We start from the raw sequence: 23,878 nt of genomic DNA on the forward strand, positions 1-23,878 counted from the left end.
CTTCGTCGTCTGTCTCGGTGTCGTCGGCCCCAGTGAGGGGAAGGACACCGGGAACAGTCTGACGCACCCCACTGACAGTAGGTGCCTCTCGGGGTCAAGTCGTGACGTGGGGCAGCCGGGAGCCGGACAGCGAGTTGTGCACAGGCCCCTCTTCGAAACGAATTCCCAGCTCTCTCTAGTTGGGAGTAGTAGTAGGGCCTGTGGATACCGTGGATAACCTCGTTTGCCCAGCTCAGGGCCGAGATTTTGTCCACCGGGGCTGTGGGTGGAGGCCGTGGACAACCGGCCGTTTCTGTGGAGAACGGAAAGTTCTGCACACCCCGTGCACAGGACAGGGCGACTTCTCCCCAGCGCCGTCCCCAGCTTTACCCGCCTTTCCCACAGGGCAACCCGGCACCTTCGTGTGACGCCTTTCACTCGCCTCGGTGAGGAGCCGCGTCGCGTTGCCGAACAGTGGACAGCGGTGTGGAGAAGCTGGGAATCACTGGGGACAACCGGCTCCAGCCTGTGGGTCGCCCGTGGACAACTTCGTGCACAGGCTGTGGATCTCCGCGTCGTCCACAGTCTGTGGAGAGCGCTCGTCCACGAATCCACAACCGGTTGACCTGGTCTGATGGTCCTTCAACAGACCCGCCTGTGGACACAGTCTGGACAACTTCCCGGTCCCCAGGGTGTGGACGCGAGAAAGTCGCCGAATCTGTGGAGGAAGACCGTAACCCGGCAGTTAATCGAACAAGCGCTGTCGCGAGACGCGGGGCGGACGATGCCGCGGGAGGTGCCGCGGACGGTGTCGGAAGCGCCGCGGGCGGTCTCGGGAGGCGCCCTGGACGGTTTCGGGGGGTGCTGCGGACGGTGTCGGGAAGCGCCGCGGGCCGGCGTCGCGCGCCGTCCCCGACCACTTGCCGGCCCGTCCCCGGCCCGTCCCCGGGCATGACGAAGGGCGCCTCCGGAGAGATCCGGAGGCGCCCTCGGCGGTGTGCGGCCGGCCACGGACGGGCCGGCGGCAGGTGGTCCGTCAGCCGTTCTTGATGCGGTTGGTGAGCTCGGTGACCTGGTTGTAGATGGAGCGCCGCTCGGCCATCAGATTGCGGATCTTGCGGTCGGCGTGCATCACCGTGGTGTGGTCGCGCCCGCCGAACAGCGCGCCGATCTTCGGCAGCGACAGGTCCGTCAGCTCACGGCACAGGTACATGGCGATCTGGCGGGCCGTGACGAGTGCCCGCCCGCGCGAGGTGCCGCACAGGTCCTCGACCGTGAGGCCGAAGTAGTCGGCGGTGGCGCCCATGATCGCCGTGGAGGTGATCTCCGGTGCCGAGTCCTCGCCACCGGGGATCAGGTCCTTCAGCACGATCTCCGTCAGCCCCAGGTCGACAGGCTGCCGGTTGAGCGACGCGAACGCCGTCACCCGGATCAGCGCGCCCTCCAGCTCGCGGATGTTGCGCGAGATGCGGGAGGCGATGAACTCCAGCACCTCCGGCGGGGCGTTGAGCTGCTCCTGGACCGCCTTCTTGCGCAGGATCGCGATACGCGTCTCCAGTTCGGGCGGCTGCACGTCCGTGATCAGACCCCACTCGAAGCGGTTGCGCAGCCGGTCCTCCAGGGTGACCAGCTGCTTGGGCGGCCGGTCGCTGGAGAGCACGATCTGCTTGTTCGCGTTGTGCAGGGTGTTGAAGGTGTGGAAGAACTCCTCCTGCGTCGACTCCTTGTCCGCGAGGAACTGGATGTCGTCGACGAGCAGGATGTCCATCTCGCGGTACCGCTTGCGGAAGCTGTCGCCCTTGCCGTCGCGGATCGAGTTGATGAACTCGTTCGTGAACTCCTCCGAGCTCACGTACCGCACGCGCGTGCCGGGGTAGAGGCTGCGCGCGTAGTGCCCGATCGCGTGCAGCAGGTGCGTCTTGCCGAGCCCCGACTCCCCATAGATGAAGAGGGGGTTGTACGCCTTCGCGGGCGCCTCGGCGACGGCCACCGCGGCCGCGTGCGCGAAGCGGTTGGACGCGCCGATGACGAACGTGTCGAAGAGGTACTTCGGGTTCAGCCGCGCGGTGGGCTCACCGGGGCCGGACGCCGGCGCGGGCTGCGCGGCGAGCGGACCGGGGGCGCCGGACGCCGGAAGGTTCGAGCCGACCGGCCCGCCCCGGTGCACATGACCGGAGCCGGGCGGCGGATCGGGCAGCTCGCGGCGCGGCCCGCGGTCGTAATCCGAACGCGGCTGGTCGTAGTCCGGCCGCTGGTCGTACTCCGGGCGCTGCTGCTCGTACTCGGGCCGCGGCTTGTCGTAGTCCGGGCGCTGCTGCTCGTAGTCGGAGCGGCGCTGGTCGCGGTCGGAGCGCTTCCCCTCGTACGACGGCCGGTCCACCGGCTGGGGACGGTAGTCCTGCGACGAGGAGCCGTAGGCGTCCTGCCCGTAGGAGTCCTGGCCGTACGACTCCTGCGGCGAGGCGTACGGGTCGCGCTCGGGGAAGCCGAGGCGCTGCTGCTGCCAGCCGTAGTCGTCCTGGGACGGGCGCGGCCAGCTGCCCGGCGCGGGCTCCGAGCGCTGGTACTCGCCGGGGTAGGCCGGGCGCGCGGTCGGCAGCGGGTCGGACATGTGGTCGTCGGCGCGGTGCCGGCCGTAGCCCTCGTACGACGGGAGCTCCGGTTCCTCGTAGCGGGGCTGGGCCTGGGGCTGGGGCGACGGAGGGGCCGGGGCCGGGGGCTCGCCCGCCGAGTCGTCGACGGTGATCGCGATGCGGATCGGGCGTCCGCACTCACGGGTCAGGGTCTCGCTGACGACCGGGGCCAGCCGGCCCTCCAGTACGCCCTTCGCGAATTCGTTCGGTACGGCGAGCAGTGCGGTGTCGGCGACCAGCGCGAGGGGCTGGCAGCGCCGGATCCAGTGCTCGTCCTTCGCCTCCACACCCTGCCCGCGGCCCTCACCGAGGAGCTGCTCGAGTACTCGTGGCCACACTGCGGCAAGATCGGCAGGTACGTCAGCCACAGGGCACGCTCTCTCACAGGTCCCACGAACGTGTGATTGTGGGACGGGTCGGGATTCAATCGGGTGGAGTCAGAATCTGGGGGGACAAGGGAACGAATCGGAGTTCCGTCACGGTAGTCAGCGCGACGGGTACGGTTCAAGTCGTTGTCCCCAGCCTGTGGATAGTGTCCCCCAGTCGCGGCTGGTTTGACCGGATGGCGTAGCCGCGCGTACCGTAACCAGGTCGAGTTGTCGATGGCTGCTGCCGCCTGCCTCCGATGGGCACAGGTCACGTCAGGTGACCGGATAGCGGTGCACTCGGGCGTAACTGCGAGCTACTCGTGGGCGCACGGTGACAGCCAGGACGGCACCCGCCACCACCGATTTATTACTGGAGCCCCCGAGTGAGCAAGCGCACCTTCCAGCCGAACAACCGTCGTCGCGCGAAGACCCACGGCTTCCGGCTGCGTATGCGCACCCGTGCCGGCCGCGCGATCCTCGCGTCCCGCCGTAGCAAGGGTCGCGCCCGTCTGTCCGCCTGATCCCGGTCAGGTCATGCCGTCGTGCTGCCCACCGAGAACCGGCTGAGGCGGCGCGAGGACTTCGCGACCGCGGTACGACGAGGGCGCCGGGCAGGACGCCCGCACCTCGTCGTCCATCTTCGTAGCGGTGCCACGGACCCGCATGCGCCTGGGGAGAGCGCTCCCCCGACGCGTGCGGGTTTCGTCGTGAGCAAGGCCGTGGGTGGTGCAGTCGTGCGGAACAAGGTGAAGCGCAGGCTTCGCCATCTCATGCGCGATCGAGTCGACCAGCTGCCCCCCGGTAGCCTGGTAGTCGTACGAGCGCTACCCGGTTCGGGTGACGCCGACCATGCACAGCTGGCCCGAGACCTGGACGCCGCTCTGCAGCGGCTCCTGGGAGGGGGCGCGCGATGAAGTACCCACTGCTGGCTCTGATCAAGCTGTACCAGTGGACGATCAGTCCACTGCTGGGTCCGGTGTGCAAGTACTACCCGTCGTGCTCCCACTACGGGTACACGGCCATCGACCGGCACGGTGCGATCAAGGGCACGGCGCTCACCGCCTGGCGCATCCTGCGATGCAACCCGTGGTCACTGGGCGGTGTGGACCATGTCCCGCCGCGCAAGCGTCCGCGGTGGCACGAACTGCTGCGCAACGCATGGCGCGCACGCAAGGGCGGGCCCTCCGCCGCCGAAACGGCCATTGAAGAGAATGTTCCTTCGAGCCCGGCCGCAGAGACCTCGCCCCATGCCCAAGGAGCATGATTAGTGGACACGATTGCCAGCCTCTTCAGCTTCATCACGACACCCGTCTCATGGGTCATCGTCCAGTTCCACTCGGTGTACGGCGCCATCTTCGGCCCCGACACGGGGTGGGCCTGGGGCCTGTCCATCGTGTCCCTGGTGATCCTGATCCGTATCTGCCTGATCCCGCTCTTTGTGAAGCAGATCAAGGCGACCCGGGCCATGCAGACGCTCCAGCCCGAGATGAAGAAGATCCAGGAGCGCTACAAGAACGACAAGCAGCGTCAGTCCGAAGAGATGATGAAGCTGTACAAGGAGACGGGCACCAACCCGCTCTCCTCGTGCCTTCCCATCCTGGCGCAGTCGCCGTTCTTCTTCGCCCTGTACCACGTGCTCAACGGCATCGCCACGGGCAAGACGATCGGCGTCATCGACGATCAGCTGCTCGAGAGCGCCCGTAAGGCACACATCTTCGGTGCCCCGCTCGCCGCGAAGTTCACGGACAGCGCCGACAAGGTCGCCCAGCTCGGCGCCACGCTGACGGACGTCCGGGTCGTCACCGCGATCATGATCGTCCTGATGTCGGCGTCGCAGTTCTACACGCAGCGCCAGCTGATGACGAAGAACGTCGACACCACGGTGAAGACGCCGTTCATGCAGCAGCAGAAGATGCTCATGTACATCTTCCCGGTCATGTTCGCCGTCTTCGGCATCAACTTCCCGGTCGGTGTCCTCGTCTACTGGCTGACCACCAACGTGTGGACCATGGGCCAGCAGATGTACGTCATCCACAACAACCCGACCCCGGGTTCCAAGGCCCAGGCCGCCTACCTGGAGCGCCTCACCAAGCGCGTCACGCAGCACGGCAAGGTCCGCGGGCGCGGCGAGAAGGCCATCATCAAGGCCATCGTGGCCAAGGGCCGCGACCGCAACGAGTACGAGCGCAAGTTCATCAACAGTCTGTCCAAGGCGAGCCTCGCCGCGCAGCCCGACGGCACCGTGCTCAAGAGCGAGGGCGCCGTCGCCACCGTGACCGAGGACGGCACCCCGGCCGGCGGTGCTCCACGGCGTCAGCAGCCGAAGCGGCAGAGCAAGTCGCAGCGCCAGTCGGCCGCCAAGCACGCCGACGAGCCGACGTCCCTGCAGAAGGCCGACGCGTCCGAGGACGACAAGCCCGAGGCGGCCAAGAAGCCCGCGCCGAAGCCCGCAGGACAGGGTCGCAGCAAGGCCCAGTCCGGGCAGCGCAAGGGCGGTCCGCAGCGCCCCAAGTCCCCGTCCAAGAAGTAAGAAGGAGCCCATCCCGTGACGGAAGGCACCACCTCCGCCGCCGCCGAGGGTGCAGACACCCTGACCCGCCTGGAGCAGGAGGGCGAGATCGCGGCGGACTACCTCGAGGGTCTGCTGGACATCGCCGATCTCGACGGCGACATCGACATGGACGTCGAAGCCGACCGCGCCGCTGTGTCGATCATCAGCGACGCCGGCGGCCGCGACCTGCAGAAGCTGGTCGGGCGCGACGGCGAGGTGCTGGAGGCGCTGCAGGAGCTGACGCGTCTCGCCGTGCACCGGGAGACCGGGGATCGCAGCCGGCTGATGCTGGACATCGCGGGCTACCGCGCCCAGAAGCGTGCCGAGCTCTCCGAGCTGGGTGCCAAGGCCGCCGCCGAGGTCAGGAGCACCGGCGAGCCGGTCAAGCTGAAGCCGATGACGCCGTTCGAGCGCAAGGTCGTGCACGACGCGGTCAAGTCGGCGGGGCTGCGCAGCGAGTCCGAGGGCGAGGAGCCGCAGCGGTTCGTCGTCGTTCTGCCCGCCTGATCGGCCTTACGTTCTCCGGCCCCGTCTGCCCGCAGGCGGGGCCGAACTTTGTCAGCGATAGTTCTCGTGGTTCTGGTGCAGGCGCCCGGTGCGCCGCGCCGTACGGAAGGACGGTCCCCGTGACGGAGGCAGCGGAGCTTCCCCCCGCGCCCGAGCAGGCACGTGAGGTGTTCGGCGATCGCTTCGCGGATGCGGTCCGCTATGCCGAGCTGCTCGCCGAGGCGGGTGTGCAGCGTGGCCTGATCGGGCCACGGGAGGTGCCTCGTCTCTGGGAGCGGCATCTCCTGAACTGCGCGGTGCTCTCCGAGGTCGTACCCGAGAACGTCACGGTGTGCGACGTGGGCTCGGGGGCCGGTCTGCCCGGTATCCCCCTGGCCCTGGTCCGGGAGGACCTGAAGATCACTCTGCTGGAGCCGCTGCTGCGGCGTACGACCTTTCTGACGGAGGTCGTGGAGCTGCTGGGACTGGACCACGTGACCGTCGTGCGCGGGCGCGCCGAAGAGGTCATGGGGACGCTGCAGCCGGTCCATGTCGTCACCGCGCGTGCCGTGGCCCCGCTGGACCGGCTGGCGACCTGGGGAATCCCTCTGCTGCGTCCCTACGGCGAGATGCTGGCCCTCAAGGGGGACACCGCCGAGGAAGAGCTGAAGAGTGCGGCCACCGCGTTGAGCAAGCTCGGTGCGGTGGGCACGTCCATCCTCCATGTGGGTGAGGGCGTCGTAGATCCGCTGTCCACAGTCGTCCGGGTCGAGGTCGGGGAGAGCCCGGGCGGCGTGCGTTTCGCGGCCAAGCGTGCCAAGGCGGCCAGGACGGGGCGCACGCGCCGGCGCCGCTGATCCGTCCCGACGACCAGACGTACTCCACACAAGCTGGCAAACCTACCCATGCCGGAGTGTCGCGACAGTTCGGCCTCGGCTGCTGTGCATCGTGTTTCACGTGAAACGTCGCTCACTGTTGCACGGCATCATCAGCCGCGGCCGCGCTGCTGCCGAACCTCGAGATCGGAAGCCTCTCGGTTCTCTAGGAGAGGGTGTTCCTGACAGCAATCCGTCCCCCGCGAGGGGCACGGAGTTGTCCACAGAGGTGGATTTCTCCACAGAACACCAGGCCTCACTGGTTCACGACCCCGAAGACATGGGAGGCTCTGTTCATTGCGAGCCTGAAGTCGAGGAGAGTGAATCCTTGCGGTCCGACGCCAACATCGCGGGACCGATGACCGATCCGGTCCCCGGTCCCCGTACCGAGTCGATGGGGGAGGATGTTTCACGTGAAACACCGCCCCCGATGGACGACACTCCCATCGGTCGTGCTGCCCAATTGGCGGTGGAAGCTCTGGGCCGCGCCGGCGAGGGCCTGCCACGGCCCGAGCAGACCCGTGTCATGGTCGTCGCCAACCAGAAGGGCGGCGTAGGCAAGACGACCACCACGGTCAACCTTGCCGCGTCTCTGGCTCTGCATGGTGGCCGTGTACTGGTCATCGACCTCGACCCGCAGGGCAACGCATCCACGGCTCTGGGAATCGATCATCACGCCGAGGTCCCCTCGATCTACGACGTACTGGTGGAGAGCAAGCCGCTGGCGGAAGTCGTCCAGCCGGTCCCCGACGTCGAAGGCCTCTTCTGCGCCCCGGCCACGATCGATCTCGCTGGTGCGGAGATCGAGCTGGTCTCGCTGGTGGCGCGGGAGAGCCGGCTGGAGCGGGCCATCCAGGCGTATGAGCAGCCGCTGGACTACATCCTCATCGACTGCCCGCCGTCGCTCGGCCTGCTGACGGTCAACGCGCTGGTGGCGGGACAGGAAGTTCTCATCCCGATCCAGTGCGAGTACTACGCGCTGGAGGGCCTGGGGCAGCTCCTGCGGAACGTCGACCTGGTGCGGGGACATCTCAACCCCGCCCTGCATGTCTCCACGATCCTGCTCACCATGTACGACGGCCGCACCAGGCTGGCGTCGCAGGTCGCGGACGAGGTGCGCAGCCACTTCGGCGAAGAGGTGCTCCGAACGAGCATTCCCCGCTCGGTCCGCATCTCCGAGGCGCCGAGCTATGGGCAGACGGTCCTGACCTACGATCCAGGATCGAGCGGTGCCCTGTCTTATCTTGAGGCGGCACGAGAAATCGCTCTGAGGGGCGTCGGTGTGAACTACGACCCGACGCAGGCCCATATCGGAGCCCAGAGCAACCCGAACATGGTGGAGGGGATCCAGTGAGCGAGCGACGGAGGGGGTTGGGCCGTGGTCTCGGCGCACTGATCCCTGCTGCACCGACGGAGAAGACCGTGCCCCCACCGGCGCTGGGCGGCATTGCCGGTACGTCTACGGCGGCTGCCCCGGCGCTGAGCGACCGCGGAGTGGCCGCGGCCAAGGTGGCGACCCTGCCGCCTGTTTCACGTGAAACAGAGGAGCCGCCGGCGAACAACGCTGTCGAGGCTCCCTCGGCTCCGATGGGCGCCCACTTCGCGGAGATCCCCCTCGACGAGATCACGCCGAACCCCCGGCAGCCGCGGGAGATCTTCGACGAGGACGCTCTGCAGGAGCTCGTCACCTCCATCCAGGAGGTCGGCCTTCTCCAGCCGATCGTCGTACGTCAGCTCGCGCCGTCCCGCTACGAGCTCATCATGGGCGAGCGGCGGTGGCGTGCCTGCCGCGAGGCCGGCCTCGAAGCGATCCCGGCGATCGTGCGGGCCACGGACGACGAGAAGCTTCTCCTGGACGCCCTCCTGGAGAACCTGCACCGGGCGCAGCTGAACCCGATCGAAGAGGCAGCGGCCTACGACCAGCTGCTGAAGGACTTCAACTGCACGCACGACCAGCTGGCGGACCGCATCGGCCGGTCCCGCCCCCAGGTCTCCAACACCCTGCGTCTGCTGAAGCTGTCCCCCAAGGTCCAGAACCGAGTGGCGGCCGGAGTCCTCTCCGCCGGGCACGCCCGGGCCCTGCTCTCGGTCGACGACCCGGAGGAGCAGGAACGGCTCGCCTACCGGGTGGTGGCCGAAGGGCTCTCGGTCCGTTCCGTCGAGGAGATCGTGACGCTGATGGGGTCGCGCCCTCAGAAAGCGCCGCGCTCCAAGGGGCCGCGGGCCGGCTCGGTGCCCTCGCCGGCGCTGTCCGACCTCGCCACTCGGCTCTCGGATCGCTTCGAGACGCGGGTGAAGGTCGAGCTGGGGCAGAAGAAGGGCAAGATCACCGTCGAGTTCGCCTCCCCCGAGGACCTGGAGCGGATCCTCAGCACGCTGGCTCCGGGGGAGAAGCTCGCGCTCCAGAAGAGCCTGCTCGGTGATGACGCCGAGGACGCCGAGAGCTGAGTCTCGAGCGACTATGACCAGTCTCTGAGGAGCCTCTGACCGGGTTCCTCGGTCGTGAGTGCGGGTCGTGTCCGGTGTGTACCGGAACACGGCCCGCACTTTGCTTTTATGCGGTATCGATGGAATCTCATCGTGGATACGATGCGTTCGGGTATGGCGCATCCACTGGGCAAGACCTCTAAGGGGAGGCGGGGTCCATGCGAACGGTGAGCCGCACCGGATTGGTGAGCGCGGCCCTGAGCCTGGGGGCGGTCGGCGGCTTCGTCGGCAGCCTGCTCAAGGAGCGGAGCGCCTTGGCAGCCGCCCGCGATGCCGCGGGCGAAGGAAGCGAGGAACAGGCTTCATGGGGCGTCGGCTCGTACCGCTCACGCTGGACAACCTCCCGGACCTTCCCAAGCGTTGCCGGTCATGCGTCTTCTGGGAGCTCGACCCCGTCAGCGGTGAGGCAGCGGTAAAGGCGGGCACTGCCGCTCTGGAGAAGGAAGCCTGGATCTCGGCCGTCCTGCTGGACTGGGGCTCCTGCGGCCGCGTTGTGTACGTCGACGAGGTGCCCGTGGGGCACGTGCTGTACGCGCCTCCGGCGTACGTCCCCCGCTCGACCGCGTTCCCCACGAGCCCGGTGTCCCCGGACGCGGTGCAGCTGATGACCGCGTTCATCCTGCCCGGCTACCAGGGGCAGGGACTGGGCCGGGTCATGGTCCAGACGGTCGCGAAGGATCTGTTGCGGCGCGGGTTCAAGGCGATCGAGGCGTTCGGGGACACACGGTGGAAGGAACCCGCGTGCGTGCTGCCCGCGGATCATCTCCTGGCCGTGGGGTTCAAGACGGTCCGCCCGCACCCCACGACGCCCCGCCTGCGGCTGGAGCTGAGGACGACCCTGTCCTGGAAGGAAGACGTCGAGATGGCGCTCGACCGGCTCCTGGGGGCCGTGCAGAAGGAACCGGCGTTGAGGCCGCTCTAGACACCGCCGACCGGCGAGCTACGCGGCACGAAAATGGGCCAACCCGAGGGGGTTGGCCCATTCGTGTTTCACGTGAAACATCACTCAGCGATGAAGTCCTCGAGGTCGCGGACGATCGCGGCCTTCGGCTTCGCACCGACGATGGTCTTGGCGACCTCGCCGTTGTGGTAGACGTTCAGCGTCGGGATGGACATGACGCCGTACTTGGCGGCCGTACCCGGGTTCTCGTCGATGTTCAGCTTGACGATCTCGATCTTGTCGCCGTGCTCGGCGGCGATCGCCTCGAGGGACGGAGCGATCTGGCGGCACGGACCGCACCAGGCGGCCCAGAAGTCCACCAGGACGGGCTTGTCGCTCTTGAGGACGTCCTGCTCGAAGGTCTCGTCGGTCACGTTCTTCAGGGTGCCGGCCACTGCGGGCTCCTTAACTAAGTGGGGCGGGTGGGGTTCAGACTGCGGTCTTCTCGGGCTCGGCGTTCTCTTCGTCCGCCAGGGCGGCGAGGAAGCGCTCGGCGTCCAGAGCGGCGGAACAACCGGTGCCGGCGGCGGTGATGGCCTGGCGGTAGGTGTGATCCACGACGTCACCGGCGGCGAAGACACCGGTCACGTTGGTACGCGTCGAGGGGGCGTCGACCTTGAGGTAGCCCTCCTCGTCGAGCTCCAGCTGGCCCTTGAACAGCTCCGTGCGCGGGTCGTGGCCGATCGCGATGAACAGGCCGGTGACCGCCAGGTCGGAGAGCTCGCCCGTCTTGACGTTGCGCAGCTTGAGGCCGGAGAGCTTCTGCTCGCCCTGGACCTCGGCCACTTCGCTGTCCCAGACGAACTTGATCTTCGGGTCGGCGAAGGCGCGGTCCTGCATGGCCTTGGAAGCGCGCAGGGTGTCACGGCGGTGCACGATCGTCACCGAGTTGGCGAAGCGCGAGAGGAAGGTCGCCTCCTCCATCGCGGTGTCGCCACCACCGATGACGGCGATGTCCTGGTCCTTGAAGAAGAACCCGTCACAGGTGGCACACCAGGAGACGCCGCGGCCCGACAGCGCGTCCTCGTTCGGCAGACCGAGCTTGCGGTGCTGCGAGCCGGTGGTGACGATGACGGCCTTCGCGCGGTGCACGGTGCCGGCGGTGTCCGTGACGGTCTTGATCTCACCGGTCAGATCGACGTTGACGACGTCGTCCGGGATCAGCTCGGCACCGAAGCGCTCGGCCTGGGCGCGCATGTTGTCCATGAGCTCGGGGCCCATGATGCCGTCCTGGAAGCCGGGGAAGTTCTCCACCTCGGTGGTGTTCATGAGCGCACCACCGGCGGTGACGGCGCCCTCGAACACCAGCGGCTTCAGCGACGCGCGCGCGGTGTAGAGCGCCGCCGTGTAGCCGGCGGGCCCGGAGCCGATGATGATCACGTTTCGGACGTCGCTCACGGCTTGATTCCTCGTCTCTGGAATACCTCGTCGGACCGGTGGGAGCCCCTTTCGGAGCTCTCACCCCACCCAACGGATCCTAAGGGGCGCGCATTCCCGCTGTGTCAGGGCACACGGTGATGCCCCCTCTACGGGTTGCCACGCCGGAGGACAACCAATCGCGCGGTCCTCAGGAACGCGCGTAGGACTTCGTCAGAAGGATCTTGGCCGGGTTCGCCGTCGCGTGCTTCACACAGGTCGCGTCCATCAGATAGGCGGTGACCCGGGCGATGTCGGAGGCGTCCGGCAAGACGACGAGCAGGGCGTCCTTGCCCTGATAGACGCCTTCCTCGGCGGCGAGCGCACTCTCGTCGCGGCCGATCCCCTTCTGGACACAGTCCGGAACGTCGACCTCGCGCAGGATCTTCGGCCTCGCGGTGTCGGCGCCGCCCTCCACACCCATGCTGCGCTTGGGACCGCGCGAGGACGGTGCGGCCGGCGCGCTCTTCTCGAGGAGGTCGGCGACCTTGCTCTCCAGCTTCGCTGCGGAGAACGTGTCGGACGCCGTCTGATCCCCTTCGGCCGTGGGGCTGGACCCGCCGCCGTTCACCGCGAAGACCAGAAGCACGGACCCGAGACCCAGTCCGACGGCTGTGAAGGCCGCCCCCAGGGCCACCCTGCGGTTCCCTGTCCTCTTCTTCTTCTGGCCCTTGCGGCCAGGACCGGTGGTAGACGGACGCGCGCGTCCCGCGGGCCGGTCGGCCGCGGGCGATGTTTCACGTGAAACATGGGAGCCGGTGGAGGCGCGATCGTCCTCGTCCAGAGCCGGCGTGCTGGAATCACCCGGCGTCGAGGAGCGCGCCCGCGACTCTGCCGCCAAGGCGGCGTCGATACGGTCGGCGACGTCGTCAGGCATCCGCGAGGGGACCGGTACCGAACCCAGCAGCCCCCGGATCTCCTCCAGCGAGTCGTAGACGTCTGCGCACAGCTCGCAGTCCTCCAGGTGCCGCTGTACGTCGGCGGCCCGGGACGGAGAGAGCAGGCCCTCGGTGAGGTCGGAGATCTCGGTGACGTCCGGGTGCCCGGCCTTGCCCGTCGTGGATGTCACGCTCGCCCACCTCCGCCCTTCACTGCCGCTGAATCACTCGGACCGTTGTCGCGTGGTTCCGTGTCCTGACCCGCGGCACGTGGACCCGCTGCCGGTGGGACGGATGTCCCCTGCGTCCGGTTCCGCCTGTCGCCGGAATCCTTGACCGCGCGCTCGGGCCGTAGATGCGTGAGAAGCGGCAGCAGCCGGGCTCTGCCTCTCGCGCAGCGGCTCTTCACGGTGCCGGTGGGGACGTCCAGGACCCGGGCCGCCTCCGCGACCGGGTAGCCCTGCATGTCCACCAGGACGAGAGCCGCCCGCTGGTCGGGTGGCAGCGTGCCGAGCGCTTCCAGCAGTTGCCGGTGCAGATCGTTGCGCTCGGCGGGCGCCGAGGCCGACTCGTGCGGCTCCAGGAGCTGCTCGAGGCGCTCGGTGTCGTCGACGGGAGAGGTCTTCCGGGAGGCGGCCTTGCGGGCGCGGTCCAGGCAGGCGTTCACCGTGATCCGGTGCAGCCAGGTGGTGACGGCCGACTGGCCCCGGAAGGTGTGGGCGGCCCGGTAGGCGGAGACGAGGGCGTCCTGGACGGCGTCGGCGGCCTCCTCGCGGTCCCCGAGCGTGCGCAGGGCCACCGCCCAGAGACGGTCGCGGTGGCGCCGCACGATCTCGCCGAAGGCGTCGGGATCGCCGGCCACGTGCAGGGCGAGGAGGTCCTGATCGCTCGCGTCGCCGTGAGCGGTGCGATCTGTCACGCGGACCCCCTCCCCTGGGACGCAGTCAGCCGGCGAACTTCACTTCGGTGATGGCCTGCTTGTATCCAGGCTGACTGTAGTTGGCGGAGTCGGTCCCGGAGTACGGCATCGCGGTCAGCCACACCAGCACGTAGCGGGTCTTCACCGGCTTGTCGACGCTCACCTTGGCGGAAAGGCCGCTCGTCGTCGCCTGCCCCAGCTTCTTCATCGAGCTCAGCGGCGTGGACGAGTCGAGCGTGTCGGTGGCGTAGAGCTGGAGTGTGGTGTGATCGCCGCCGTACCGGAGGGACAGCGTGGCGGCCGAGACCTCCTGCTTGGAGCCGAGGTCGTAGACGATGCCCACGCCAGGCTTGATCACTATCTTCGGACCGTCCTTGTAGCTGTTGGTCCGCCATCCCGTCGACGCGTCGTTGTCATACGTCAGACCGACGTCGTTGGGGTGCTGTGCGTCGCCCTCGGCCACGTACTCCCTGGAGCCCGTGATCTTGAGCGGCTTGGTCGGCTTGTTCTTGCCGCCGTTCTTCTCGCCGCCGTCGTTCGTCTGCGTCTGGTTGGGGTCGTCGGACTGCTTGCCCCGGTCCATGAGGGCATCGGCGAGCTGCCAGCTCCCGAGGCCCAGCGCGGCGATCAGGAGGGCAGAGACAGCCCACTTGAGGGCCTTGCCGGTGCGGCTCTGCAACGGGGGCGGCGGGGCGGCCACGGGCTGTGTGGCGCCGGGACGGGGCGCCGGGCGGCCATAGGTGCCCTGCTGGTAGGTCGTGCGCTGGTAGTCCGGCGGGGCGGTGAACGCGGGCTCCGGCGGGCGGATGCGGGGCATCTCGCCGATGGCCTTCACCAGTTCCTCCGGAGTGGTGCAGGCGGCCTCGTGGCGGGAGGCGGTGGCGCCGTCGTTGGCCAGTGCGCGCATGGCGAGCTCGGACAGCCCGCGGTGGACGCCGGCCCGCACCTGGTCCGGGGCGATCAGCCCGACGTCCTTGGGCAGCCCGGACAGGCCGTAGGCGTCGCTCTCGTAGGGCCAGCGCTGGGTCAGCGAGGCGTACAGCAGGGCGCCGATTGCCTCCGTGTCCGCGCGCTGCGGGGTGTCGGAGCTGATGCCCCGCAGGGCGGCGTTCACCGCGAGGCCGCGGATGCGCCACTGCCCGGTGGAGGCACGCAGCACGGCGTTCGGGTTGAGGCGTAGATGGGCCAGACCCTCGCGGTGCGCGGCGGCCATGGCGGCGGACACCTGCGTGACCATCTGGTAGGCGTCGTACACCTCCAGCGGGCCGGCGGCGAGGAGGGTCGTCAGTTCGGTGGCGTCGGGGAGCCATTCGTGGACGACGTAGACGACGTCGTCCTCCTCGACGGCGTCGAGGACCTGGACGAAGCGGGGATCGCCGAGCAGCGCGGAGGAGCGGGCCGCGGCCAGCACGGCGCGCGCACGCGCGTGATCCGCGGGCAGGATGTGGACGCCGACGGCGCGGCGCAGTTTCTCGTCGACGGCACGCCAGCTGCTGAAACCGTCCAGACGGGTGACGCACTCCTCCAGGCGGTAGCGTTCGGCGAGCTTGTGACCGCTGTGCAGCTCGGGCGCCGAGGCCTTCCCGGGACCCTCCGTCCCGCCACTCCCCTGTGCCTCGTCGATGTCCGTGCCCCGCTCCCGATTCGTGGCCACCCCGTCGGCCGTGGACGACTCGTCCGCCTGAGCGGTCAGCGGCTCGTCACCGCTGTTGTCTGCCACGTCGACGGCAGCCGTGCTCCGTTCCGCCACCGTCGTTCCCGCCTCCCCATTCAATGCGCGCCGCCACACCTCGTGCGCGCCGTCCGACGCCGAACCAATTGTGCCCACAGTCCGCCGCTATGCACGACACACGATGACGGACGATGGTTGTGCGCCTACCCCCACCTCAGCGACCCAGGCGCCCGCGGACCATGCCGACGAGCGAGTTCAGTTCCTCGATGCGCATCCGGCGGGCGGCCACGAAGAAGACGCCGAGCAGCACGGCCCCACCGGCCAGGAGGGCGGCGAGCGAACCGGCGGCGCCCTGGCCGAGGACCTGGCTGATGCCGTAGCAGGCCGCTCCGCTCACCAGCGCGGCCGGGACCGACGCGATGCAGAGCCGCGCGTAGGTCCGCGTCACGCGGGCGCCGTCCAGATCGCCGCCCAGCTTCGCGCGCAGCCGTCGCCAGGCCACCCCGACGCCGATCGCGTACGCCAGGCCGTAGGAGGCCGCCATGCCCACCACGGCCCAGCGGGCGGGCAGGAGGAAGTAGCAGAGCCCGGAGGCCGCCGCGTTGCCGGCCGCCACGATGACCGTGTTGTAGAAGGGGGTACGGGTGTCCTCGTACGCGTAGAAGGCGCGCAGGACGACGTACTGCACCGAGTAGGGGATCAGACCGAGGCCGAAGGCCATCAGCATGTAGCCCATGTTGGTGGCCTGGCTGGTGCCGGACGAGCCGAACATCAGGGTGCACATGGGGATGCCGAGCGCCACGAAGCCGAAGGCGAGCGGCACGATCGCCACCGCGGTGGTGCGCAGGCCCTGCGAGATGTCGTCGCGGACCGCGCCGGCGTCGTTCTCGGCGGCCGAGCGGGAGATCCGGGGCAGCAGGGCGGCCATCAGGGAGACGGTGATGATGGCCTGCGGCAGACCCCAGATCAGCTGGGCGTTGGCGTAGGCGGCGAAGCCGGTGCCCTCGTCACCCGACGCGATGCCGGCCGCGGTGGACAGCTGGGTGACGACGAGGGCGCCGGCCTGGTTGGCGAGGACGAACAGGATCGTCCACTTGGCGAGCATGGCGGCCTTGCCGAGGCCGTGACCCCGCCAGTCGAAGCGCAGCCGCATCCGGAAGCCCGTCTCCCGCAGGTACGGGATCATGGCGAGGGACTGGACGACCAGGCCGAGCAGGATGCCGACGCCGAGGAGCCGCTGCCCCTCCGGCGGGATGCTCGTGACGGACATCCCGGAGCGCTCCGAGGTGCCGTACACCCAGATGAACATGCCCAGCGTCACGATGATGACGATGTTGTTCAGGACCGGGGTCCACATCATCGCGCCGAAACGGCCGCGGGCGTTGAGGATCTGGCCCATCACGACGTGGACGCCCATGAAGAAGATCGAGGGCAGGAAGTAGCGCGTGAAGGTGACGGCCACCTCGTTGGCGGCGGGGTCGTTGGCGACCTCGGTCGACAGGGCGCTGACCAGGTAGGGCGCCGCGAACATCGCGAGCGCCGTGAGGGCGGCCAGCGCGACCATGACGAGGGTCAGCAGACGGTTCGCGTAGGACTCGCCGCCGTCCTCGTCGTCCTTCATGGCGCGCACCAGCTGCGGCACGAAGACGGAGTTGAGGCCACCGCCGACGGTCAGGATGTAGATCATCGTGGGCAGCTGGTAGGCGACCTGGAAGGAGTCGCCGAGCAGACCGAGGCCGAGGGCCGAGACGATCAGCATCGACCGGACGAACCCGGTGAGGCGGGACACCATCGTGCCGGCCGCCATGACGGCGCTGGACTTCAGCAGACCGCCGACCTTGCCGCCCTTCTTCGCCACGGGCGCCGGGGCCGGAGCGGGCGCCGGCTCGTCGCTCTCGGGCGCGGCGACCGGTGCGGCCGCCTGCTGCGGACCTGGGGGCTGCGGGCCTGGGGCGGGCGCGGAAGACGGGCCGGGGACCGACGTCGACTGGTACTGCTGCTGACCGCCGCCCTGCTGCTGGTCCCGGAAGAGGTGCGCGAAGGCGTCGTGCTGCGGACGCTCCTCCGCCGAGTGTGAGACGAGGTCGTCGACGCCGACGTACTGGGTCGTCCGGGGGTCGTCCCCGTACGGCAGGTACTGGGTCGGGCCCTCCGGCTCGGGCGCCGGAGTCTGCGCCCACACGGTCGGGTCGGGGGCGTACGGCGACTGCGGCGGCTGCGAGTAGAGGGGCTGCTGGGGCTGGTAGGCGCCCGGCGGGGGCGGCGGGTGCGCGGCACGGTCGTACAGCGCCTCGGCGACCGGGTCCTGGGCGGTGATGTCCTGCCCCTGGTAGGGGTCCTGGTCGTAGGCGTCCTGGAGGTACATGTCCGCCGGGTGCTGCGGCGGTACCTGGCCCTCGGGCGGCGGGCCCTCGGGGTGCCCCGAGCTGCCCGCGGCCTGGCCGCGGTCACCGTCGTACGGCGCGTTCATGGCTACCCCACCTCATCGTCCCGGGCCCACCGGCCACGACTTCGCTCAACGGTCCACTCTCTCACCCGTGCCGGACGGGTCGGCGCTTTCCGCTGCGGTGTCCGGGGTCGGGTCACTCGGCTGCTCGGAGGCGCCTGCCCGGGCTTCGGCGCCCGACCCCTCCTCGGCCGGTCCCTCGTCCGTGAGACGTTCCGCAGGGCCTTCCGGGTTCTCCGGATCGTCCTCGGAATCGTTCGTCTGCTCGGGACCGTCCTCCTCGGCCGCCCGCGCAGCCGCGCGCTTGCGCTGCGTGTACATACGGAATCCGGCGAGGACGAGGAGCAGGAAGCCGCCGCCGATGACCAGCATCACGGTGGCCGTGAACTCGGTGACCTTCACGTCGAACTTGACGGGGTCGCCGTACGCCTGGCCGTCCTCGGTGTACAGCTGGGCGATCACGGTCGCCTTGCCGTTCGCCTGGGCCGAGGCCGTGAACTTCACCGTCTGGCTGTGGCCGCCGGACACGGCGACCTGCTGCTCCTCGTACTCCTCGCCACCGATCTCGAGACGCCTCGGGGCGGTCGACCTGAGCCGCAGCACCAGGTGGTCGACCCCCTGCACCAGGTTGTTCTTCACCGTCACCGGGATCGTGGCGCTGCGGCCGGACAGCTTGGTCTCGGACTTGTCGATCAGCGTGACCTGGCCGGCGAGGGAGTCGACGTACGCCTCCACACCGTTGCGGAAGTCCGCCGCCGCGCCCGCACGGCCGCGCCACGACGTCGACATCGTCCGGTTCATGGCCCGCCCGAAGGGGGTCACGACCCGCGACTGGTTGGTGAGGATGACCTTGAACCGGTCGAGCTTGTCCTGGGTGGTGGCGATCTGCGCGAAGGCACCCCGGGGCAGCTCCTGCTTGCGCAGGGCGGAGGGGTACTTGGAGGCCGCCGGGACGCGTGTGGTGGCGGACGGGTCCGGCTTGGCCGAGGCGGCCGCCGTCAGGTCCTGCGCCTGTGACCAGGAGCCGCCCTGCAGAGCCCGCACGGCCTCGGCCATGGTCTGCGCCTGGCTCGCGGTCGGCATGCGCTGCGGGGCGACGACGATGTTGCGCTGCTTGCTCGTCTGCAGGTTCAGGGTCAGGCTCTGCGCGAGGAACCGCTGCACTGCGAGCGTCGAGGTCGACGCCCGGGTCAGATTGCCCTGGAACAGCGTCGACAGACGGGCGTCCGCGACGACGGCGCTGGTGCCGCCGCCGATCGGGCGGGCGGCGGAGGGGGTGTACGGGAGGCTGTTGTCCTCCGCCAGGCTGTCGCTGCGGGCGATCACCTTGTCCGCGCCGGCGGAGGTGGCCACCTTGACGATCGACGGGTCCACGGCACCCTCGACGGGCCAGGCGAAGTCGGTGGCCGGTTCCACATGGAGGATCGACTCGACGGTGTCCCCGGCGACGTCGGTCGCCTCCTTGAAGTGGTTCAGGGACCCGGTGACGCTCGTGCCGTTGTGGGCCAAGGAGGCCAGGTCGGGGTCGGCGAAGGGCAGCGCCACGACCTCCTTGTCCTGGACCGCGTCCTGCAGGTCGGACAGCCACTGCTTGGCGACGCCCTGGTGGGTGCCCGGCGTCGTCGTGTCGCCCTCGCCCTCGACGCTGTAGCGCTCCGTCATCGCGTCCACGGAGGCGAGCAGGTCGGGGTCGATCACCCAGGTGACGTCGAGTTCCTTGCCGAGCGCCACCATCTGCTGGAGGCGGCCGCCGGGGGCGATCTCCTTGGCGAGGTCGTCGTCGTGGAAGACGGGGGTCTGCGACTCGTCCGAGCCGGTCTCGGCCGTCATGTCCGACGTCGAGATCAGCGGCCACAGGACGGTCGTCCGGGTCTTGGTCTCGGCCCCGTCGGGCTGCCACGGCAGGAACGTGCGCTGGATGCCGAGTACCTGCGGCCAGGGCTGGGCCGACGTCTCACCGGACAGGGAGACGGAGAACTGGTACACGCCGTCCCGGTCGAGGTTCAGCTTGTCGACCGGTACCGCGATGCTGAAGCGCTGGGAGATGCCCGGAGCCAGCTTGGCGAACTCCTTCACGTACTTCCCGCCCACCGGGTCGCCGTCGAGGCCGGGCTGGAAGGTGGTGCGGCGGGAGATCGTGTCGATGGCGGAGCGGGTGTTCACCGGCCGGCCCAGACGCAGATCCACCTGGGCGTCGGTGACCGTCCGCTTCCCCTTGTTGGTCACCGTGCCCGTGACCGTGACGGTGTCGCCCTCCCCGGGGACGCCGGGGGTGAGGGAATCCACAGCCACATCGACCGAGCCGGGGCCCGACACGGCACTCGGGGAGGCCTGTGCTGCCGCCTGCGCGGCCGGGGAGGCGGGCAGCTGGAGCACACCGGCCAGCAGGGGCGCGCCGGCGAGCAGTGCCCCGGTGCGCCGCAGCCACCGGCGGGCAGGTGAGGGACTGGTCCCCTGGAAGTCTGCCGCCTCGGCCACGCGCTCGTCCGTCCCTAGTCGTCGTCAGTGGTCGTCGGAATGTGCGTCCAGGCATGGTAACGATGCGCGCTGTGGGGAAGTGCCACGGTCTCCCCCAGCAAGATCGCTTCAGGCATCCGTCCTGCCCCTTATGTTCCCGTATAAAGGGGAGGGCTTCCGTACGGGGCAAGAGCAGATCTTGTGCTCGTATCGATGGAGGTGTCCGCGCTCGCGGGGGCGCGTCACGCAGGGAGCGGGCGGCCGCCGGGGCCACGTACCCTCTTCTGTTGTGCCGAACGCCAACGAAGACAAGCCCAGCGCCCTGAGCGAGGCGCAGCACCGCGCGGTCAGTGAACTGCTGCGGGTCGCGCCCGTCGCCGACGATCTCGCCCGCCGTTTCCAGGAGGCCGGGTTCTCCCTCGCCCTGGTCGGCGGATCGGTACGGGACGCGCTGCTCGGCCGGCTCGGCAACGACCTCGACTTCACGACCGACGCCCGTCCCGACGACGTGCTGAAGATCGTGCGTCCGTGGGCGGACGCGGTGTGGGAGGTCGGGATCGCGTTCGGCACGGTCGGGGCGCAGAAGGACGGCTACCAGATCGAGGTGACGACGTACCGCTCGGAGGCGTACGACCGCACCTCGCGCAAGCCCGAGGTGTCGTACGGCGACTCCATCGAGCAGGATCTCGTCCGCCGTGACTTCACCGTGAACGCGATGGCCGTCGTCCTCCCCGAGAAGGAGTTCGTCGACCCGCACGGAGGGCTCGAGGATCTCGCCGAGCGGGTCCTCCGGACGCCCGGTACGCCAGAGGAGTCGTTCTCGGACGATCCGCTGCGCATGATGCGAGCGGCGCGCTTCGCGGCCCAGCTGGACTTCGAGGTGGCGCCCGAGGTCGTGGCGGCCATGACGGACATGGCCGGGCGCATCGAGATCGTCTCCGCGGAGCGGGTGCGGGACGAGCTGAACAAGCTGATCCTCTCCGACCACCCCCGCAAGGGCCTGACGCTGCTGGTCGACACCGGGCTGGCCGGACACGTCCTGCCCGAGCTCCCGGCCCTGCGGCTGGAGAGCGACGAGCACCACCGGCACAAGGACGTCTACGAGCACACACTGATCGTGCTGGAGCAGGCGATGGACCTCGAGGAGAACGGTCCGGACCTGGCCCTGCGACTGTCGGCGCTGCTGCACGACATCGGCAAGCCGCGGACGCGCCGCTTCGAGAAGGACGGCCGCGTCTCGTTCCACCACCACGAGGTGGTCGGCGCGAAGATGACGAAGAAGCGCATGACGGCGCTGAAGTACTCCAACGAGCTCGTGAAGGACGTCTCGCGCCTCGTCGAGCTCCACCTCCGCTTCCACGGCTACGGCACCGGAGAGTGGACGGACTCGGCGGTGCGCCGCTATGTCCGGGACGCCGGCCCGCTGCTCGAGCGCCTGCACAAGCTGACCCGCTCGGACTGCACGACGCGCAACAAGCGCAAGGCGGCCGCGCTGTCCCGCGCCTACGACGGCCTGGAGGAGCGCATCGCCCAGCTCCAGGAGCAGGAGGAGCTCGACGCCATCCGCCCGGACCTCGACGGCAACCAGATCATGGAGATCCTCGGCGTCGGACCGGGCCCGGTCATCGGCAAGGCGTACCAGCACCTGCTGGAGCTTCGGCTGGAGAACGGGCCGATGGAGCATGACGCGGCGGTGGCGGCACTCAAGGAATGGTGGGCTGCGCAGGGCTGAGGTCCGCCGCGCAGGACTGAGGTCGGGAGAGGCTGTGTTTCACGTGAAACACAGCCGCGGACACACCGAGGGGCGATGTTTCACGTGAAACATCGCCCCTCAGTGTGGAAGCTCAGAACACAGACTCAGAGCAGAAGCTCAGATCAGGCGTCCTTCAGGCACAGCAGGAAGTTGTCGCCGTCGCCGGTCTGCGCGTAGAAGCTCGTCGCGCCGCTGACCTTGCGGCACTCCGTCTCGGCGGTGAACGAGGTGTAGGTGCCGTCGATCTTCTTCAGGACCTTGGCCTCGGCCTCCGTGGACGTGCAGTCGACGACCTCCATCTCGTCACTCGAGGAGGAGGCGGACTTCAGGCAGTCGCCCACCTTCGCCTGGTCCGCGTCGTCCAGGCTCGTTATGTAGCCGACGACGATGGCCGTGACGATGCCGATGCCCACAAGGATGTTCTTGACCGTCTTGAAGCTGACCTTGCGACGGGGCTGCTCCGGCGGGACGGGGGCGTACGGAGCGGCGCCCTGCGGGGGGACGCCCGGAGCGCCCGGCTGCTGAGGGTACGGAGCCTGGCCCTGCGGAGCCTGGGCGTACGGGTTCTGGCCCTGGGCGAATGGATTGCCCTGGGGCGGCGGAGTCGACACTTGGGGGTCCCCCTAGAACATGGGTGCTGATCGCGAGCTATGCGCGATGTAAGACGCACGTAAGTTACCGGTCCCCACTGACACTTCCCCACCCAGGAGTGGCACTGTGTCATTGCCGTGACACGGAGCGCCTCTCAAACTGGGCCATAGCAACCGCAACCGCCGTGTAGATAACGGCGACCGTGACAATGAGCGGAGCCGAGCGGCCGTCGGGAGGCAGGATCAGGGCGGCCACCGCCGCGGCTCCGACGAACGCGACGTTGAACAGGACGTCGTAGACGGAGAAGGTCCGGCCCCGGAAGCCGTCGTCGACCGAGGACTGCACCACGGTGTCCGTGGAGATCTTCGCGCCCTGCGTCGTCACGCCCAGGACGAAGGCCGCCACCAGCATGGGAACCGTAGCGAAGGGCAACCCGAGAACCGGCACCAGGACGGCGGCCACCCCCGCGCACACGGCGATCCAGCGCCCCGGCCCGAGACGGCCCGCGGCGGCCGGCGTCACCACGGCCGCCGTGAAGAAGCCGGCGCCGGACAGGCCCAACGCCACACCCAGCAGAGCGAGTCCGTCCTCCGTGTCCGAGGTGAAGGCGTACCGGCACAGCATCAGCAGCATGACCAGCAGGGCGCCGTAGCAGAAGCGCATCAGGGTCATCGCCAGCAGCGCCCAGGCGGCCTCCCGGCGCGGCGGGGAGGTGAGATGGCGTACAGCGGCCCCCAGGTCGCGCGCGGTGCCGGACAGGGCCGCCGCGAGGCGTGGCCGCACCAACTCGGGATCGGGTCCCAGAAGTTGCGGAGCCATCCGCAGGGAGGCCAGACCCGCGCACAGATACAGGGCGGCCCCGAAGAGCACCACGGCGGCGTCCGAGTCCCAGACTACCAGCCGGACGACGAAGGCGAGACCGGCCCCCATGGTCGCGGCGAGCGTCCCGGCGGTCGGGGACAGGGAGTTGGCGACGACGAGCCGCTCGCCGTCCACCACCCGGGGCAGCGCGGCGGACAGCCCGGACAGCACGAACCGGTTGACCGCGGTGACGCACAGGGCGGAGACGTAGAAGAGCCAGTCGGGCACGTCGGCGACGATGAGCACCGCCGTGGCCGACGCCAGCATGGTGCGCAGCACGCTGCCGTACAGCAGCACCTGGCGGCGGCGCCAGCGGTCCAGCAGGACACCGGAGAAGGGGCCCACCAGGGAGTACGGCAGCAGCAGCACCGCCATCGCGGCGGCGATCGCGCCGGCGGAGCTCTGCTTCTCCGGTGAGAAGACGACGTACGTGGCGAGGGCGGTCTGGTAGACGCCGTCGGCGCCCTGTGAGAACAGGCGCACGGCGAGCAGGCGCCGGAAGTCCCGGAAGCGCCAGAGGACCCGCAGATCACGTACGACGGACATGGGGCACAGCCTCACATACG

The 23,878-nt window shown here is 69.2% G+C and carries 20 protein-coding genes; 10 read left to right on the plus strand and 10 right to left on the minus strand.

The features are described 5' to 3' along the window. Nucleotides 1–1,015 precede the first annotated feature (1,015 nt). The gene (dnaA, locus tag ADL34_RS09615) at nt 1,016–2,980 is read right to left on the minus strand and encodes a chromosomal replication initiator protein DnaA (protein WP_079034055.1); all 1,965 of its coding nucleotides are present in this window, start codon (nt 2,978–2,980) and stop codon (nt 1,016–1,018) included. A gap of 383 nt (nt 2,981–3,363) precedes the next feature. On the opposite strand from dnaA, the gene rpmH reads away from it, so the two are divergent. The 9 genes from rpmH to ADL34_RS09660 all read left to right on the plus strand — a co-directional run bounded on the left by rpmH (nt 3,364) and on the right by ADL34_RS09660 (nt 10,301). Next, on the plus strand, nt 3,364–3,501 hold the full coding sequence (rpmH, locus tag ADL34_RS09620; protein WP_003956500.1) for a 50S ribosomal protein L34: 138 nt from the start codon (nt 3,364–3,366) through the stop codon (nt 3,499–3,501). 21 nt (nt 3,502–3,522) lie between these two features. Further along, nucleotides 3,523–3,894 (plus strand): ribonuclease P protein component, encoded by a 372-nt coding sequence (gene rnpA / locus ADL34_RS34690; RefSeq protein ID WP_079033564.1) that lies wholly within the window; start codon nt 3,523–3,525, stop codon nt 3,892–3,894. Further along, on the plus strand, nt 3,891–4,244 hold the full coding sequence (gene yidD, locus ADL34_RS09630) for a membrane protein insertion efficiency factor YidD (protein WP_055621059.1): 354 nt from the start codon (nt 3,891–3,893) through the stop codon (nt 4,242–4,244). The genes rnpA and yidD overlap by 4 nt, the downstream gene beginning before the upstream one ends. A 3-nt stretch (nt 4,245–4,247) precedes the next feature. Further along, nucleotides 4,248–5,510: a membrane protein insertase YidC gene (gene yidC, locus ADL34_RS09635; RefSeq protein WP_062665936.1), complete on the plus strand. Its 1,263-nt coding sequence runs from the start codon at nt 4,248–4,250 to the stop codon at nt 5,508–5,510. A gap of 15 nt (nt 5,511–5,525) precedes the next feature. Beyond that, nucleotides 5,526–6,038, plus strand: coding sequence for a protein jag (locus ADL34_RS09640; RefSeq protein WP_062665934.1), 513 nt, complete (start codon nt 5,526–5,528; stop codon nt 6,036–6,038). A gap of 119 nt (nt 6,039–6,157) precedes the next feature. Then, a complete protein-coding gene (rsmG, locus tag ADL34_RS09645) occupies nt 6,158–6,874 on the plus strand; it encodes a 16S rRNA (guanine(527)-N(7))-methyltransferase RsmG (RefSeq protein WP_062665932.1) in 717 nt (238 codons plus the stop codon). Between the two features lie 298 nt (nt 6,875–7,172). Next, nucleotides 7,173–8,246, plus strand: a complete 1,074-nt coding sequence (locus ADL34_RS09650) for a ParA family protein (protein ID WP_079034062.1) — start codon at nt 7,173–7,175, stop codon at nt 8,244–8,246. Further along, entirely contained in the window at nt 8,243–9,340 is a 1,098-nt protein-coding gene (locus tag ADL34_RS09655) for a ParB/RepB/Spo0J family partition protein (protein WP_079034054.1), read from the plus strand. Before ADL34_RS09650 ends, ADL34_RS09655 begins: the two co-directional genes overlap by 4 nt. Before the next feature lie 343 nt (nt 9,341–9,683). Further along, entirely contained in the window at nt 9,684–10,301 is a 618-nt protein-coding gene (locus ADL34_RS09660; protein WP_062665926.1) for a GNAT family N-acetyltransferase, read from the plus strand. 80 nt (nt 10,302–10,381) lie between these two features. Here the strand turns inward: ADL34_RS09660 and trxA are convergent, their stop codons facing one another. From trxA to ADL34_RS09695, 7 genes are all read right to left on the minus strand, one after another. After that, on the minus strand, nt 10,382–10,714 hold the full coding sequence (trxA, locus tag ADL34_RS09665; RefSeq protein ID WP_062665925.1) for a thioredoxin: 333 nt from the start codon (nt 10,712–10,714) through the stop codon (nt 10,382–10,384). Nucleotides 10,715–10,748: 34 nt separating this feature from the next. Further along, on the minus strand, nt 10,749–11,717 hold the full coding sequence (gene trxB / locus ADL34_RS09670) for a thioredoxin-disulfide reductase (RefSeq protein WP_062665924.1): 969 nt from the start codon (nt 11,715–11,717) through the stop codon (nt 10,749–10,751). 169 nt (nt 11,718–11,886) lie between these two features. Next, nucleotides 11,887–12,804: an anti-sigma factor family protein gene (locus ADL34_RS09675; protein ID WP_062665923.1), complete on the minus strand. Its 918-nt coding sequence runs from the start codon at nt 12,802–12,804 to the stop codon at nt 11,887–11,889. Beyond that, a complete protein-coding gene (sigM, locus tag ADL34_RS09680) occupies nt 12,801–13,532 on the minus strand; it encodes an RNA polymerase sigma factor SigM (protein ID WP_062665922.1) in 732 nt (243 codons plus the stop codon). The genes ADL34_RS09675 and sigM overlap by 4 nt, the downstream gene beginning before the upstream one ends. Before the next feature lie 25 nt (nt 13,533–13,557). Continuing rightward, the gene (locus ADL34_RS09685) at nt 13,558–15,282 is read right to left on the minus strand and encodes a protein kinase family protein (RefSeq protein WP_062665921.1); all 1,725 of its coding nucleotides are present in this window, start codon (nt 15,280–15,282) and stop codon (nt 13,558–13,560) included. Between the two features lie 136 nt (nt 15,283–15,418). Continuing rightward, nucleotides 15,419–17,674 carry a murein biosynthesis integral membrane protein MurJ gene (gene murJ / locus ADL34_RS09690; RefSeq protein ID WP_062665919.1) on the minus strand — a complete coding sequence of 752 codons (2,256 nt, stop codon included), beginning with the start codon at nt 17,672–17,674 and terminating at the stop codon, nt 15,419–15,421. 45 nt (nt 17,675–17,719) lie between these two features. After that, a complete protein-coding gene (locus ADL34_RS09695) occupies nt 17,720–20,128 on the minus strand; it encodes a DUF6049 family protein (protein ID WP_062665917.1) in 2,409 nt (802 codons plus the stop codon). Nucleotides 20,129–20,396: 268 nt separating this feature from the next. Between ADL34_RS09695 and ADL34_RS09700 the strand changes: the two genes are divergently transcribed. Next, nucleotides 20,397–21,839 carry a CCA tRNA nucleotidyltransferase gene (locus ADL34_RS09700; RefSeq protein WP_062665915.1) on the plus strand — a complete coding sequence of 481 codons (1,443 nt, stop codon included), beginning with the start codon at nt 20,397–20,399 and terminating at the stop codon, nt 21,837–21,839. Nucleotides 21,840–21,982: 143 nt separating this feature from the next. On the opposite strand, the gene ADL34_RS09705 is transcribed toward ADL34_RS09700, so the two are convergent. Further along, nucleotides 21,983–22,471, minus strand: coding sequence for an LppU/SCO3897 family protein (locus ADL34_RS09705; RefSeq protein WP_062665912.1), 489 nt, complete (start codon nt 22,469–22,471; stop codon nt 21,983–21,985). A 109-nt stretch (nt 22,472–22,580) separates the two neighbouring features. Then, on the minus strand, nt 22,581–23,858 hold the full coding sequence (locus ADL34_RS09710) for an MFS transporter (RefSeq protein ID WP_062665910.1): 1,278 nt from the start codon (nt 23,856–23,858) through the stop codon (nt 22,581–22,583). Nucleotides 23,859–23,878: the final 20 nt, after the last annotated feature.

It is taken from the genome of Streptomyces sp. NRRL WC-3605 (genome assembly GCF_001509795.1).
Lineage (GTDB): Bacteria > Actinomycetota > Actinomycetes > Streptomycetales > Streptomycetaceae > Streptomyces > Streptomyces viridochromogenes.

What these genes read in the sequence shown, in the direction of transcription:
- yidD (WP_055621059.1), top strand. Translation starts at nt 3,891, where the DNA reads ATGAAGTACCCACTGCTGGCTCTGATCAAGCTGTACCAGTGGACGATC.
- ADL34_RS09650 (WP_079034062.1), top strand. Translation starts at nt 7,173, where the DNA reads ATGGGAGGCTCTGTTCATTGCGAGCCTGAAGTCGAGGAGAGTGAATCC.
- ADL34_RS09660 (WP_062665926.1), top strand. Translation starts at nt 9,684, where the DNA reads ATGGGGCGTCGGCTCGTACCGCTCACGCTGGACAACCTCCCGGACCTT.
- murJ (WP_062665919.1), bottom strand. Translation starts at nt 17,674, where the DNA reads ATGAACGCGCCGTACGACGGTGACCGCGGCCAGGCCGCGGGCAGCTCG.
- ADL34_RS09710 (WP_062665910.1), bottom strand. Translation starts at nt 23,858, where the DNA reads ATGTCCGTCGTACGTGATCTGCGGGTCCTCTGGCGCTTCCGGGACTTC.